The sequence below is a fragment of the Mucilaginibacter sp. P4_C11 genome, assembly GCF_056402115.1.
In genome coordinates this window covers 131,467-146,584 of record NZ_JBFUIA010000018.1, presented here as the reverse complement: position 1 = coordinate 146,584, position 15,118 = coordinate 131,467, and the positions used below count along the sequence as shown (strand labels likewise).

15 protein-coding genes are annotated in these 15,118 nt (G+C 43.1%); 3 read left to right on the top strand and 12 right to left on the bottom strand.

Features of this window, described 5'->3' with window-relative positions; translation table 11 throughout:
- Positions 1 to 9: 9 nt before the first annotated feature.
- Together AC1DU2_RS17775 and AC1DU2_RS17770 are read right to left on the bottom strand one after the other, a co-directional pair.
- The gene (locus tag AC1DU2_RS17775) at positions 10 to 1,074 is read right to left on the bottom strand and encodes a hypothetical protein (protein WP_477385659.1); all 1,065 of its coding nucleotides are present in this window, start codon (positions 1,072 to 1,074) and stop codon (positions 10 to 12) included.
- 323 nt (positions 1,075 to 1,397) lie between these two features.
- Positions 1,398 to 2,237: a phosphatidylinositol-specific phospholipase C/glycerophosphodiester phosphodiesterase family protein gene (locus AC1DU2_RS17770; RefSeq protein WP_477359509.1), complete on the bottom strand. Its 840-nt coding sequence runs from the start codon at positions 2,235 to 2,237 to the stop codon at positions 1,398 to 1,400.
- Between the two features lie 332 nt (positions 2,238 to 2,569).
- Here AC1DU2_RS17770 and AC1DU2_RS17765 point away from each other — a divergent pair, with 332 nt between their 5' ends.
- Positions 2,570 to 3,112 carry a hypothetical protein gene (locus AC1DU2_RS17765; RefSeq protein WP_477385657.1) on the top strand — a complete coding sequence of 181 codons (543 nt, stop codon included), beginning with the start codon at positions 2,570 to 2,572 and terminating at the stop codon, positions 3,110 to 3,112.
- 82 nt (positions 3,113 to 3,194) lie between these two features.
- Here the strand turns inward: AC1DU2_RS17765 and AC1DU2_RS17760 are convergent, their stop codons facing one another.
- The 8 genes from AC1DU2_RS17760 to AC1DU2_RS17725 form a co-directional block, all read right to left on the bottom strand.
- Positions 3,195 to 4,091 carry an Rpn family recombination-promoting nuclease/putative transposase gene (locus AC1DU2_RS17760; RefSeq protein WP_477385655.1) on the bottom strand — a complete coding sequence of 299 codons (897 nt, stop codon included), beginning with the start codon at positions 4,089 to 4,091 and terminating at the stop codon, positions 3,195 to 3,197.
- A 111-nt stretch (positions 4,092 to 4,202) separates the two neighbouring features.
- Entirely contained in the window at positions 4,203 to 4,724 is a 522-nt protein-coding gene (locus AC1DU2_RS17755) for a YceI family protein (protein WP_477385653.1), read from the bottom strand.
- Positions 4,725 to 4,886: 162 nt separating this feature from the next.
- A complete protein-coding gene (locus AC1DU2_RS17750; protein ID WP_477385651.1) occupies positions 4,887 to 5,870 on the bottom strand; it encodes an outer membrane beta-barrel protein in 984 nt (327 codons plus the stop codon).
- A gap of 34 nt (positions 5,871 to 5,904) precedes the next feature.
- On the bottom strand, positions 5,905 to 6,270 hold the full coding sequence (locus tag AC1DU2_RS17745; RefSeq protein ID WP_477385649.1) for a hypothetical protein: 366 nt from the start codon (positions 6,268 to 6,270) through the stop codon (positions 5,905 to 5,907).
- Positions 6,271 to 6,464: 194 nt separating this feature from the next.
- Complete coding sequence (locus AC1DU2_RS17740; RefSeq protein ID WP_477385647.1) at positions 6,465 to 8,624, bottom strand: LA_2272 family surface repeat-containing protein; 2,160 nt, start codon at positions 8,622 to 8,624, stop codon at positions 6,465 to 6,467.
- Positions 8,625 to 8,638: 14 nt separating this feature from the next.
- Positions 8,639 to 9,613, bottom strand: a complete 975-nt coding sequence (locus tag AC1DU2_RS17735; RefSeq protein WP_477385645.1) for a FecR family protein — start codon at positions 9,611 to 9,613, stop codon at positions 8,639 to 8,641.
- Positions 9,610 to 10,191, bottom strand: a complete 582-nt coding sequence (locus AC1DU2_RS17730; RefSeq protein WP_477385643.1) for an RNA polymerase sigma-70 factor — start codon at positions 10,189 to 10,191, stop codon at positions 9,610 to 9,612. Before AC1DU2_RS17730 ends, AC1DU2_RS17735 begins: the two co-directional genes overlap by 4 nt.
- A 139-nt stretch (positions 10,192 to 10,330) precedes the next feature.
- The gene (locus AC1DU2_RS17725; protein ID WP_477385641.1) at positions 10,331 to 11,095 is read right to left on the bottom strand and encodes a DUF4262 domain-containing protein; all 765 of its coding nucleotides are present in this window, start codon (positions 11,093 to 11,095) and stop codon (positions 10,331 to 10,333) included.
- 238 nt (positions 11,096 to 11,333) lie between these two features.
- On the opposite strand from AC1DU2_RS17725, the gene AC1DU2_RS17720 reads away from it, so the two are divergent.
- Positions 11,334 to 12,041 (top strand): RNA ligase family protein, encoded by a 708-nt coding sequence (locus AC1DU2_RS17720; RefSeq protein ID WP_477385639.1) that lies wholly within the window; start codon positions 11,334 to 11,336, stop codon positions 12,039 to 12,041.
- Entirely contained in the window at positions 12,013 to 13,140 is a 1,128-nt protein-coding gene (locus AC1DU2_RS17715) for an AAA family ATPase (RefSeq protein WP_477385637.1), read from the top strand. The genes AC1DU2_RS17720 and AC1DU2_RS17715 overlap by 29 nt, the downstream gene beginning before the upstream one ends.
- Before the next feature lie 129 nt (positions 13,141 to 13,269).
- Here the strand turns inward: AC1DU2_RS17715 and AC1DU2_RS17710 are convergent, their stop codons facing one another.
- Positions 13,270 to 13,731 (bottom strand): DUF1569 domain-containing protein, encoded by a 462-nt coding sequence (locus AC1DU2_RS17710; RefSeq protein ID WP_477385635.1) that lies wholly within the window; start codon positions 13,729 to 13,731, stop codon positions 13,270 to 13,272.
- A 103-nt stretch (positions 13,732 to 13,834) separates the two neighbouring features.
- Positions 13,835 to 15,046 carry an alkaline phosphatase family protein gene (locus AC1DU2_RS17705; protein ID WP_477385633.1) on the bottom strand — a complete coding sequence of 404 codons (1,212 nt, stop codon included), beginning with the start codon at positions 15,044 to 15,046 and terminating at the stop codon, positions 13,835 to 13,837.
- Positions 15,047 to 15,118 lie beyond the last annotated feature (72 nt).

Below are 15,118 nucleotides of genomic sequence, written 5' to 3'. Positions count from 1 at the left end.
TTATATTTATTACCAGTTTGCTATTAGTTGGTTGGTTAACTCCTGCTGCTGCCCGCTAACCAGGTGTTTATAGATGGCCAGCTGCGGATCAAAACTCTTTTTATTCCCTTTGTGGTTTAAGTATTCGCGGCAAAGCGCGGCAATTGTTTCGGCCGATGTTCCTTCGTTTTGCAACGGCGCAAGCTCCTGCAGTTCATTAATATCAAACCAGGAGTGAACCTTTTTGCCCAGCGCTATACCTGTATATACTACCGTGGAATACTGGGTTATCAATTCGCAGCAATTGGCTATCATATGGGCGGTATTACCCTCTTTATAGATCATGGCATCTGCCGGCGCATGTTTGCGGATCTCACTTTCGGCCCTGGCAAAATTCTCGTTAGGATGAAGTTTGAAAAGCAGCGGCCTGCCTGCCGCTATTTTAACAGCATTTTTGATAAATGCTACCCTGTTCTCTATCCGGAAGGTTTCGCGCATATCGGATGTAGCCACCATCACATAATCGTGGTGCGGGAAATCATTATTTAAATGTTGCTGTTGGTTGTCATAGTTGGGCATGCCGGTTACAACTATCTTGTTAACATCGGTGCCTTTGTTGGCAAACTGCTGCTTATATCCTTCAGATGCTGCGCAATAAACATCGCATATATTGGCTGCCCCGTTTAGTGATGTATTGCCGCACATGGTTGATGGCAACCGCAGGGTACGTACAATTTTGCTCCAGGTGGTATAGCGGTCTATCATACCCTCCTGCACCCATATGGTTTTAAATTTACGCATACGCCTGGGCACAATCATATCGGTGCAATACACTACCAGGTCGTATTGGTTTTTTTTGGCCATAAAATCAACCTGTAATGCGTTTTGATGTAAATACCTTTCAGATTTTAGCCTGAATTTGCGCGATAACACCGTGCCGTTAAAAATGGGTGTTTTGGCAAGCAGGTAGTTTAAGAGTGTATTATCTGTAAATAGCTGGCTAAACCAGCAATCAAATTCGGGCAACTCATTTGCAATCTGGTGCATCTGAGTTGTTTGGTTAATTGAACCAGTAATGAATAATATTTTCTTCATTCCTTTACTTTCAATTAAAGGGTGTAAGTTAAATTCAAGGGTTGAATGCTTTACTTGTTATTTAAACTATAAAGCCGGGCTGATGCCTTGCTTTATAATTTGTTAAAAGTAATTGCGCTACTTTTATATAAAGCGAAGCCAGCGTTATGAAATTATTAAGAGGTGGTTTTTAGGAAAAGAATTTATTAACAATGCAGGTGAAGAGTCAAGAAATTAGAGTCAAGAATCAAGAAAGAAAAAAAGAAAAGGCTTATTGTAGTAAGCTTTAATGAAGAAATGACTTATAAACCAATGGTATTTATCTTAACTCTTGATTCTTTTTCTCAATCAACTTTTGCATAGCTTTTGGGGCCTGTTTGCAAAAAGTTTTTAAGTTCAACCAGTCTATCGGTATTAATCAGGTCTACGCCGCAGTTTAGTAATTCGCGCCATACCACCTCGTTCTCGGGCGAGGCCCAAAGCCTTACTTTTTTGCCAAACTTGTGGGCCAGCAGCACGTACATACGCAGGCGCTGCCTTTCAAAGGGCGAAAAATCGCCTTTGCCGTCCCATTTTAATAAATGCGAGTATTTGCAGCTTGCAGTTTGGTATAAATTTCTTGAAACGGTATCCTGCCTTATTTGCATCAGGTCTTCATCAACGAAAGCCAGCCGGCTGTTTTGAGCTTTAATCAACCCGTAAGGGCGGTGGCCGGTAATAACAACGGTTACCTGCCGCTGGGTGTAAACGCCGTTTTCGTAACCCGAGAGGATTGGCTTGTACTTTTCAAGTAACAGCTGTAATGCTTCGTAAGTTTTGGCGCCATCTGATTTTATGTCGATCATGAGCGTTAGCGGATAGGTAGGGCATTTGATCTCTTTGTTGGTGCCGTTGATGCATTCCATCAGCGGGGCCAGGTACAGGCGCTCCAGGGTTCTTTGTTTTTTTAAAAAAGGGAAGATATGCGCTACAATGAGTTTATTGTTCCTTAAGTATACGTCGGCTTCAATGTTTGTAAAGCCGTTGTCCAAAGCATCATACAAAGGCCGTTTATGCCAGTAATCATTGTGGGCAAAGCCGTTGGAGATGGTGGGGATTTGGGGGTAGGCGTTATGGCCGATAAATATCAGCAGGCTCAGGAACAATAACTTAAGGTGCTTAGGGCAAAAAATTGCTGTTCGCATCGATAATTTTTTTGTTTCCCCAAATGTACCTGTCCAATGTTGCATAAATGTTACCTTATTATGATGATAGTTTTTTAGCGCGACAAGGGTTTGATACTGGGTATTTGTACGGCAAGTAGGGATGTATTGTTATTCACGGTTAATAAATTTTCGTATTTACTTCATAAATTATTCATGGTTCCGCTTGCTTGTAATGGTGGTAAGGCTTAGTATAAAAAGCTTTTTGCTTGATACGGATTAGGTTGGATAAAGAAAAAATAACGGGCCCAGGCAACGTATTTGTAAAAGTGGCAGTAATACATGTAGATGATTATTTACTAAAACCACGTCAAATGAAAGTTCTATCAAAATTAATAGCCGTTTCAATTGTTGCCTCAGCTATATTTTTTACAACAAACGCGCAGGCACAAACAGTAGCGGCTAAACAATTTACATTTAGCCTGGGTGCTGAAACAGGTTTGCCAACCGGTGTTGCCCGCCTGGGTACAAACTTTGTGCTTGGTGCAACCGGGCAGTTTCAATACGGTATTACCAATAATTTTGCGGTAACATTTGCTGCGGGCGGATACCACTTTTTTCCGAAGAAGAACCCCACTACCGGCGAAAGATATGGCAGCTATGGCGAAATTCCGATTAAAATAGGCGTTAAACAATTTTTTATACCCAATGTTTACGTTGGCGTTGAAGGCGGTTTAGCATGGGAAAAATTAGAAGATGGACAGGGATGGGCGCCGTTTCACAGGCGCGACCTGGCCGGACGAATAGGGTACGCGAACAAGCACTGGGACCTGAGTGCGCGGTATGAGGATTTTTACATGAAGGATTATCACACAGGCCTGGTGGCTTTGCGTTTAGCTTATGGCTTTGGGTTGTAAGCTAAAAGCTTAAGGCTTAAAGCAGAAAGCTAAGCTAAAGGGGAGCGATGATTTTGTCGCTCCCCTTTTTTAGTGCGGATATTTAAAGTTTCTCTATCTCTTCAATCGGGAGTTTAGTTGTTCTTGCTATAAATTCATTAGCTAAGCCTTCCTTTTTTAATTCACGGGCAATATCTAAGGCCTTTTTATATTCACCTTTCTCTATACCTTTCTCCTCGCCCCTGGCCTCAGCGGTCGATACTGCATAGTCCAGCACATTTTTATTATCCCATTTGTATTTTAAGCTGCTATCGTACATCGTTTTTTCCTCCTTTGTCAGGTTTATATATTCTGCAATGCTGAATAATTTTTCAAATATTGGTTTCCGAAGATAAACCGGGATTTTTTCCATATGGCTCAAGTCTTTTAAAACATGTAGCCATCTATCCAAATCGGTCTCGAGTTCGGTTTCCGTTTTAACAAATTTAGCTAATTCTATATAAGTATAACCCAGTTTATCGTAAAAAATTTCACCCGTATCCCTGTTACAAAGGCAAATATCGTGCAGGTATGTATTTTCTGGCGTGTCGTCTAAAGTGAAATCTTCCAACAGGGCAATAAAATATACTTCGGCAATGTTGTAGCCCCAGACGTTACGCTTACCCTTGGGTGCCTGGTCGCTTATTAGCCGACTGGTATAAAACAAAGCCCGTTCTTTAAAATATCCTTGTTTGGCCCGCTGAATCTCAATCAGAAATTGTTCACCCCTGTCGCCGGTACAAAGCAGGTCGAATATGGCCGAGCCTTCGTCCTTTAAATCACCATGGTGCTCATTTTTATTGTACACTAAATCAACAATATGCTTCCTTCCTCTGAATACTTCATTTAAAAAAGCGATTAGCAAATCTTTATTGGGCTCACTGCCGAAGATTTTTTTAAAGGCGAAGTCAACTAAAGGATCGATGTATCTCCCAGGAATAGGCGGGTTATTGTTTGGCATAGTCAAATATAAAAGTTTATTCCTTATTCAACTCCGCAACAAATATAGCCGGTACAAAACAAAAGCGCCACGCTATAATATAACGTGGCGCTTTTGCTGTGTACTTGCTATTTAGCCCTTAGTAACAGGCACCGTTAAACTAATGGTTAGTTCATCCGGCGATCCGTTGCGGGTGATGTTAAAATCCTTTGGCTTTACTTTAAAGCTGCCTTTAAAAAGGCCTTCGTTTCCTTTATCATCAAAAGTAAAATGAATGGTAACTGGTTTGGTAACACCCTTCATATTAAGGTTACCTACAGCCTGGTACGCGTTGCCGCTTTTGCTAACCGCTGTTGAGGTAAAGGTGATGGTGGGATGATTGTCGGCATCCAACGCATCTTTGGCGTGGTTGTTTTTGATAAAGAAACCGGTAGCAATACTTTCCACATCAATAGATGCCGAAATTTTTGATTGCCCCGGATCGGCCTTATCAAATTGGATATTGGCTTTCAGCGTTTCAAATTTGCCGCTGATACGGCCACCTGCAAAGGTAACTTCATAAGGGCTTTTAACTTTATAAGTAACAAGCGACAGGGCAAATGCCGAAAGGCTGATGACCAGCAGGATGATTAACGAATACGTGATCTTTTTCATAGTATAGTTTTTTCGGTTATCTATAGCCCCGTGTTGTTTCAGGGCCTTTATATGAAAACGAACACGTTGGTTAAGAGGTTGCCTGTAAAACCAAAGTTAATACATAATAAAAAAGGGCAGGTGATTTTTATCTGCCCTTTGGTATACTTAAGCGATGGTATTTTATTTAAAATGATAGCCCACTTTTACAGCCAGCACATCATCAATATTGTAATTGCTGTAGTTATCATACTTAACACCTATATCAATACCGTTTCTGAATTTAAAACCCATTGATGGAGTGTACATAAATGAGGTAACGCTACCCGTTGTAAATGCTACACCTGCTTCTCCTCCAAGGTAAAATAGGTCGCCTAAATATACGCGCAGGCCGGCTTTTACAGGTACTATGTTACTTTGGGTTTCATAAATATGGCCTATTGACGGGTATAATGAGCTAACAGTGCTAAAATATTGTTGTTTGTGAGAGGCATGCGCGTAGCCAACAGAAAAAGTAGCTTCAACGTTACTGCTTATGGCTTTGCTTACATTACCTTCTATCCCAAACACATACCCTTCAAACGCGCTGGTAGTTACGCCCTGACTCAAACTTACGCCCCATTGAAGGCCGGCAGCTGGTTCTATGCTGCGTTTATGTGGGGCAACTGTTCGGGCGCCAAAGCCATAGGCCAGTCGTAAGGCAATATCTTTAGTTGCCCTGTCGCGTGTATAGTCTTCATATTTTATGCTGATATCCATCCCGTTTTTAAAGGCCAGCCCAACGGACGGCGACCACAGGAACGATGTTCCCCATTGTTCAAAGGCAAAGCCTGCGCCAGCCTCGCCGCCCAGGTAAAGGTTATCGCCCACAAAATACTTAAGCCCCAATTTTACAGGGATAACATTGTATGGGCTGCCGTATTGATTGTAAGATGCAAAGTGGTCTTTCTCGAAAAAATGGGTAAAGCCAGTGGCTATTGTTCCGGAAATGTGCTCGTTAAAATTCTTTTGTACACGAATATCGCCGCCAAGTGCATATTTAAATGCATCGCTGGTGGCAATGCCTGAGTTTATACCAAAACCTATGCGCCAGCTGTTTTCGGTTTGAGCTTGGGTTATGCCGGATAAAAATAAAAGAATGGTTAGGAATGAAAATAGGTGTTTCATGTTTTAATTATTTATAGATAAAAAGGAAAAGAGGTTAATAAGCAGGCAGAAATTTTAATGCTTTTTTGAGGGTTAGCAAGCCGAGCCCGAAAGCTGCCCAGGCGGCCACCTGCTGGTTTTTAAGCAAGTATGATGTGTATATGATCACCAGGAAGATACTGCAGATACTTAACAGTATTAACTTAAGCAAACGGGCATCGTTATCAGTTAAAGGGGCAGATGTTTGAAGCTGTTTAGCTTTAATAACTAAGCCTTTGAGCAGGGCCAGCGCAAAAAGCAAAGCCAGGCCCAGCGCTCTCGGAAATGCATAGCACATAAGCAGGCTATATACAATGATGAGTACACCGGCAATTAAAAATAGCAGCAGTAAAACAATGGTGGTTTCGCAAATTCGTTGCATCTGTTTTTGGCGATGTGACAACAATGGGCAGGTTTACCCCTACGGTAGTGGGTAATTTTATTTAGCCTCACCCAAACCCTCTCCAAGGGAGAGGGTTTTTGATTTGCATGATGTTACTATTAAAGGTTTAAGATTTTGTAGCCGTTAAGCTAATCAGACTCCTATTGTTTGAAATGCGTTTGGCAACGGAAATTTCATTTGCTTAGCTTAATGCGATAGCCCAGGCGCAGGGCAAATTGTTTAAAAATATAGCTGTAATTATCAAACTTAACCCCGGTTTCCAGGCCGTTTTTAAAACTAAAACCGGCAGAAACACCATACAGTGAACTTCGGTAGGGTCCATCAACCAAATTACGGCCGGGTATAATAATATTGGGGTCATGGTAGGTGTTAAATAAACCAAAAGCCTGGCCCAATTCGCAGCCTATATAAAACGGGCCGCCGGTTTTTAAGCGTACCCCAACTTTTGCCGGTATAAATTGCCGCGGCGATGAAGTACCTGGCAATTTAACCTGGTGTGTGGCATCCACTGTTTCGTAATAATAATCGTTATGGACCGTAAAATAGGTGTACCCGGCAGATAACGTACCGGTAAGGTGGCTGCCCAGATCGCGCATCGCTATCAGTTCGGTACCGTGAACAAAGCCGCCGTAGGGGTTATCCCAGCCTACACCGGTTGTAACCGCCGCCCCAAGGTACCAGGCGTTTGAATCGTCAACTACTTTTTTGGCGGGTTTAAAAACCGAATTAAATGCCAACCCCGCTTCCCAGCCCAGCCAGCTCCTTACCTGGTGGCCATATGTGTAGCTTGGATAGGATGGGGCATGTACCGGATTTTTATATCCCGGTATCGAAAATGAATTACTATAATTATAGCCGTTAAAAACCGGACCAGCCATGATACTGATGTGTTTGGATAGCTGCACGTTTAACAGCAGTTTAGCCTGTATCAGCCTATCGTCCCAGTTGCCTGCGTTGGCTATCAGGTAATGTGTCTCGGCAGATACAAACACGTTATTGCTTAACATAAAATCGTGCCCGATACCCAGTCCAAAAGCATAAAGCTTATTACCTGGTGATATATTTGCACCTAAGGAGAATTTGCTGTAAAAGCTATGCGTACCGGTTGTTAGCGACGTGTTGGTGTTCATCAGGTCGCTTGTTGATAGGCCTATTTTATAAAAGCCGTTGCCTATAATATTCACTAAACCTATGCTTGCCCCCTGCGAGGTATCAACAGTGTTAACCAGCCCAATTTGTAGCCCCTTTAGTTTACGGGCGCTATTGTTAAATAGCGAGAACTGTACACCCACAACATCGCTTTCGGCTTTATTAACAAAAAACGCCAGCTGCGCGCCTTTTACCGTGTCTAAAGCCTGGTTATTGATGCCGGCAAACTGCAAGCCGGTTACCGTGCCGCCTACAAGGTTAAACACCCCCGCCAATTGCAGATACCGCGAATTCATCTTATTGATGTTGAATAAACCGGCTACTTCAATACCGTTTACACCTGCCGTATAACCGCCAATAAGGTTTACCGAAAAATTATTAATTACCTGCGAACTAAACATGCCATGCGAGCTTAACCCGGGTGTAAGGGATACCTGGAAGGGCCGGGTAGCAAAAAAATCAGGGATGTTTAAGCTTTGGATACGCTGCCTTGCCGAGATTAAAAAGCGCCCCATACCAGTTTTTTCAACCTGGCGGCGTTTACCGGCTTTGTCGTAGTTTTCCTTTAGCGCCCGAGTGCTTATGGATACGCTTTGTAAAAAATTAATGGAGGTGTCTTTATAATCAAGCTTGCTGGCTGTAAGGCTGATTTGCTGTGGGTTATCGGCCCTGAATTTGAGCCGGAAATAACCATGTTCATCGGTGAGTGCCGAAACCAGTAGTTGCTTAAGGTAAACCGATGCATTCATCAATCGTTCGCCGGTGTGCTCGTTAACAACTAAGCCACTGATGCTATAAGAGTTATAATCATTGGTTATATCGATATTAGCGAGTGCAAGTCGGGGCACAGGTTTGGTTAAAATGATATAGTCATTGTATTCGGCTACCTGGTATTTATCCTTAAAAAGTAAACCAAGTATCACCGCGATTTTTTGATCTGTCGCGTTAATGGTAACCAGGCTATCCTGCGGTAACAATTTAGCGTCATATGAAAAATAACAATTCCCTTTTTTTCCTATTTGCTTTAGTACCTCGCCAAGGGGCGCCTGGTTAAAGTTGACAGATACCTGGCGGTTAAGCAGGCTTTGCGCGTGCGCATTATTAAAAAGGAAGGGCAGTATGAGCAGCGCCGAAATAATTATCAGTTTGCGGGTATTTATAGTTTGCAGGTAGGTAATGATCATTAAAAAACAAAAGTTTATTTAAGTATGATCTGATTTTGTTTCCTTTCAACTTCGAGGTTGAACGTTAGGCTAAGCAAATGCAGGACTTCGTTGAGCGACCGATTGGTTTTTAAAACAGCAACTATTCTTTTGTCGTTTAAATCTTTACGGCCTATTACAATGTGGCAGTCATAGGCTTCATTTAATACTTTAACCAGTTTAGATAGTGGTACATTGTTGGCTACAAACTCCCTGCTATAGTAATAATTATACAGGTTGTCATTGTTGCTTTGTTTTAGTAAAATAGCGCTGCCTTTTTGCACCGATACCATTTCGCCTGGTTTAAGTGAAACCGTTTTGCCATTCAGGCTCACCTGCACTATCCCGGTTTCAACAATCACTTCAATATTGCCATTTTTAAAATTCACATTAAAAGATGTTCCCACCACCCTAATCGTAGCTTTACCGGCTGTAATAATAAAAGGTTTGGCTTTATCGGGCGCTACTTTAAAAAACGCCTCGCCTTTAATTAACTCAACATCGCGTTGTTTGCCGTTAAAGCTTTTGGGATGGCTCAGTAACGCATATTTATTTAAGGTGATGTAGGAGCCATCGGGCAAGGTATCTGTTTTAACCGCCGTGCGCGTTTCAAATTGCACCTGCGGGTTTGCAAACCTGTTGAAATATAACCATGCGCATCCTGCAAAAAACAGTATCGCCGCGGCCATTTTAAGCCAGCGGTAGTTGCCCCGCATGTTTACCACTTGTTGTGCGTTTTTTTGCTCCGCGGCCCTTTGTTTTACTTTTTGCAGGGATGCCTGTGCATCAATACCTGTATCGGCCTTAAAGTTTTTGCTGCTGTCCCATATCAGCCTGAATTGCTCAAACCGGCGTTCGTTGGCAGCATCGGCGGCGCGCCATTCGGTTACCAGCCGGGCTTGTTTGGCGGTTACTTCATCCAGCAGGTAGCTTATCAGTAATTCGTCATTCACTTGTATCGGTGTTTTCATGACAGTATTTTAATTAATATCCATATCATCAGCGGCAGGTAATCTGCCAGTTGTAACCTTAACCGTTTTAGCGCTTTGCCCATCTGGTTATCTACTGTTTTTATGCTGATGCCCAGCTGCGATGCTATCTGGGCATATTTCAGCTCTTCAAACCGGCTCAACTGAAAAATAGTGCGGCATTGCTCGGGTAAATCATTAATCGCCCTTTTTAGCTGCTGCTCAAACTCACGGAACTGCAGCTGGTTCAGCGGGCTTTCGGTATGTTTATCCATCTCATAATAAGTGTGCGACTGGTATTTTTGCTGTACCTTGTGGTGCTTAAAATAATTCATACACTCGTTATATACCGACCGGTACAAATAAGCTTTAAGCGAAGTGTGGATAGCGATTGGCTCCGGCCGTTCAAGAATTTTTAAAAATACATCCTGGATCATTTCATCGGCTAATGGCGTGTCATCAAGCATGGTAAACGCATAGTGGTGCAGCGCGGCATAATGCTCCAGGTAAACACGGTCAAAGTCTTCTCCATCTGCATTTAAATGCAGTTTATAAGGTATATGTGTTTGTTCTGTATCCAACTGACAGGGTTAAAAGTACTACTTTAAACAATAATCTGTTTTGCAGACAACAAGATGAGTGTTTACCCCTATGGCGGATTGAAAAAAAATATAAGGTTAATGAAAGGTAAGTACCCTCCGACTATTTTTCTACAGCTTGTCAGTCCTCATCTTGTTCATCTTCACTTTCGGCATATTGCCAATTTTCATCAATGCTGCTTCTCCATGCGCTCCAGCCATATTGCAGGTGATATATTTCGTTAATACTGGGATCAAGTTTGGTAATCTCTTCAAGGGAAACCAGCAGTGAATCTGTTATATCAGGGTGATCGCTGGTATGAAACTGCCAGTCGCCGTCTTCGTTATGATAAACATACAATATGGGCTCTCCTTCAAATGCCTGTTTTGTAGTATATACGCCCAGGTTTTTTTCCTCATAAAATTTAAAACCGGTATCCCTGTCTAAAAGTGGTTGTTTGAATTTCCAGGCCGGATTAAAAGCTTCATCCCAGGGGAATAGCTGCTGTTTATCGGGCCAAACTAATTGCAAAACGGGGTAATCATGGCTATAGCCGTAAAACCAGCTCGCATAACCGAGGTAATTGAAGTAGAAGGCCTTATCAACCTGTACAAACTGAACATCGTATTTATCAATAACTTCAGCATATGGCTTAGCGGGTACTACTGTTTCACCGGCTTTAACCATATCTCTGATGTCGTTTATAAGATTTGTCATTACATTGATTTGCAAACCAAAGCAAATAATCTCGGGGTGGCCGAAATTTTTGTATAAACCTATTGAATAAGCAAAAGCCGGCAAATAATTATCTGCTTCGAAAAGAGCAATGCTGCAACCGAATTGTTCTACATCATCAATTATTTCCCTTTCGGCTTTTGAATTGTGGCCACTGTGGTCCTGGCTCATAGTTTGCAATTTTTTTGAGAAATATACAAAGATTGCCTTGAATCAACAGCCGTAGGTATTGGCCGGAAAATTTAACGCCCGCATTATCAATCACTTTGTTATATTTGCCGCAGATTAAATCAATCTGTCAACACTTTGAGCCATGTAATCTCATTAGCATAAAAAATGTTTAATGATCTTCCCCCATACCCGCGGGGAGGAAACAGATTTACTATTTCCATTTCTTAAATTTTACAACATGGCTATTTCACAAAAATATGGTCGTACGTATCATTACCCGTTTTCGCCCGGCACTACCAGCGACGACAGGATACAGCACGACTACTGGGCGCATCTGCAGCAGATACCCCAATTAATACATACCGAAAAACTGGATGGCGAAAATAATTGCCTGTCGAAATATGGTGTTTTTGCGCGCTCACATGCCGCGCCAACGGTTTCGCCGTGGACAGAAAGTATCCGCCGCTTTTGGCAACTGGTTAAAAACGACCTGGGCGACCTGGAGATTTTTTTAGAGAACCTTTACGCGGTACATTCCATCGAATACCATAACCTGGACAGCCATTTTTATGTATTCGGCATCCGCGAGCATGACCGCTGGTTAAGCTGGGACGAAACCCGGTTTTATGCCGCAATGATAGGCTTGCCAACTGTGCCCGAGCTTGCCGTTATAACAACACCGGCAAGCCAGCAGGTTTTTGAAAAAGATGTACTGGTTTTAACCGCGGGCAGGGGTACGCTGGAACCGCACGATATTATTACCGGTGCGCCTGCAACCATTGAGGGCATTGTTACCCGCAACGCCAACGGCTATGCTGTTGACGATTTTGCCCGTAATATATTTAAATACGTACGCAAAGGGCACGTTAAAACTGACGAACACTGGACACGCAGCTGGAAACGCGCCTGCTTAAAAAATGAAGGAGGTACCTATGTGGGCCATTAATGAATATAAAGACTGGGATAGCCTGGCAACCCGTTTTGAAAGGGTAAGCAGGATGGAAGGCGTGCAGCAAGACCTTATTTACCATGCGGAAGGTGACGTGGCTACCCACACGCAAATGGTGCTGGCGGCTTTGATTGCCCAAGCTGCATATCAGCAACTGCCTGCACAGGAGCAGGAGGTATTATGGGCTGCCGCATTGCTGCACGATGTTGAAAAATACAGCACCACGGTGGTTGAGCCGGATGGGCGCATTACATCAAACGGCCATGCGCGTAAAGGCGCCATTACGGCCAGGCAAATTTTGTACAGAGATGTACCCGCCCCGTTTGCCATTAGGGAGCAGGTAGTGGGTTTGGTGAGGTACCACGGCCTGCCGCTTTGGGTATTTGAGAAACCCGACCCGGCAAAGGCTTTAATTATGGCCAGCATGGAGGTTAATACCGAATGGCTTGCTTTATTGGCGCGTGCCGATGTATTGGGGCGTACCTGTGCCGACCAGGAGGAAATGCTTTTTAAAGTAGACTGCTTTGAAGCCTTTTGCCGCGAGCAGAACTGCTGGGGAACTGCACGTAATTTTGTCAATGACGATGCCATGATGTACTACCTGCAGCATGACGATGCATACGCAGAATATGTGCCTTTTGAGCTGGCTGCCTTTGAAGTAATATTGATGAGTGGCTTGCCGGGCGCCGGTAAAAACACGTTTATCAAAAAACATTACCCGGATATGCCGGTGGTGTGTTTAGACGATATCAGGTCGGCGCGGGGAATTTCGCCAACAGATAAGTCTGGTAATGGGCAGGTAGTACAGGAGGCTAAGGAGCTGGCCAGGATTTACCTGCGTAAGCAAACCGGTTTTATATGGAACGCCACCAACACCACCCGGCAGATGCGGCAGCAACTGGTTGATTTGTTTACCACCTATAAAGCCAGGGTGAAGATAGTTTATGTAGAGGTGCCCTATACCCACCTGCACCGCCAAAACAAAAGCCGCGAGGCCGCCGTGCCAGATGCCGTACTGGATAGGTTGATTGATAAGCTGGAAATACCCGCGCTTTGGGAAGCCCAGCAGGTTGAATATAATCCCGTCCCTTTTTAATTAAAGGGGCGGGGGTTGGGTAGATAATTTCTGTTTTTTTAGTATACCCGACTGTACACAGACAAGGCGGTTACCAGTTAAGGATAACCGCCTTGCTTATTTAAAAGTAAACGTTTATCAGCGGGAAATTTAATTCCCAAATTGCGTTAAGTGGTGGTTTATGTGTTTATAAAACATGTTGTTCCATTCCCCGATCTTTAAAGGCCCAAATGAATGCGACATTTTTCCGTCGAACTCCTTTTCGCCAAGTTGCTGTGTTTTTTGGATGTAGCCAATCAGCCTGGCTTTTTCGGTCTCAAAATCCCTTTCGGTAGTGATGATGAAGGCAGGGGCAGTAGGGCCGTTACGTTTGTAAGGTGTTTCGCTAACAACTTTGTTTTTTACCAGCAGCTTCAGGATCAGCTTCATAAAACCATTGGGTTTGGGGTGTTTTTCCGGCTCGTAAACCATTTCGTACGATACACAACAATGTGCAAGCATTTGCGATACTTTCATTTTACCCCATTGCGGGGTGGCGGTTGGCGTAAGGGTATTAATCCTTTGGATAATACCATCAGCAACGGGCTGCGAAAAAATATTGGGTAAGGCCATAATGGTTGTTTTATGTTGATTTATTGAATTTTAAGCTATGACGATGCTGTAACTCAATATAGGACAAAAGGTAAAACATTTTTTCTATTATCCTGTAATTTGATTACCAGTACTTTTTATCCATCAACCAGGCAGCCAGGTCTTTATTATAGTTAAAGAATGATGAGGGCGGAAGCTTGTTGGCATTGAGAATAATAAGCGGCACATTAATTTCATAAACCGAGCCATGGCTGCGATAAGTTGCCGGCAATTCTTCAGTAGAGTGGTTTTCCAGGTCGCCAAAAACAGTAGTGGAATCACCTGAAACTATAAGGTCGCCGATGCGGCTAGGCGGCAGGTGATACTGTTTAGCTGCTTCGGTACGGGTTAGTACCTTTTGTACTCCTTTTAATTGATATAGCGCCGTTTTTACCGTTTGTAAATCGTTGGCGTTATTCAGGTAAACATACGATGCCCCGCCAAAGCCACGATGATGTTTAAAGTACTTATCCTTTTCGGGGCTTAGCGCTAATTTTATGCCCACGTGCTGTTCAAGCAGCGCTTTTTTAATATCGATACACCGGCTTTTTTGGTTTACATCATGATCGGCCGTGATTAGGATGGTGGCGTCCGGCGCTGCCTCATTAATTTGGCGGATATAGTTATCTATATTTTGCAGATGTTTGATGGAGTTGCTGTCCGTTGGTGCCCAGGTATGCATTGGATAATCGGTGGTGTGGATGTAAATGCAGCCAATATCCTTACGTTTTTTTAACAGGTAGATGGCCGCCTTCATCGACCAATAGTTTACCCCGGCGCTGTAAATGCTATCGGGTTTTCCAATTTTGTTTGTCCATGAAGTATCAGCAGTTTCGGGTGAAACTACGATGTCGGTGCCCTCAGAAAGCAGGGTGGTGCTTTTCTTTTTGCTCGATATCAGCGCCGATTTAATATGATATTTTTTAAGCTTTTGGAAAATAGTAGGGGCAAGTACCAGGTGTTTATCTTCCATAAATTCCTCCTGGCCTTTATCGTTCAAAAAAAAGTTGCCGCTTATGCCGTTAACTTCCGGAAAAGTGCTGGTACATATGGATGTGTTGTTGGCGTTGGTAACCGTAGGCATTAACGCGCTTACCGGTTTAAAAAAGCCTTTTTGAATCATGCTTTTTAAATAAGGCATGGGTGCGTTATTAAAATAGCTCATGCCAAAACCATCAAACATAATAATAACCACCCGCTTGCCGCCATTGAATTTTGCCGTTTGGGTTTGCGCGCTGGCATACAGGCATGTTAGTATGAATGCAACAACTATCAACGGGCGCTGTATAAATTTCATGGCTTTTTTTGCCCGAAATTATCAAGGAATATTTAGCTGGATTGAGTGTGCGCGTTATTTAACGGAAAGATA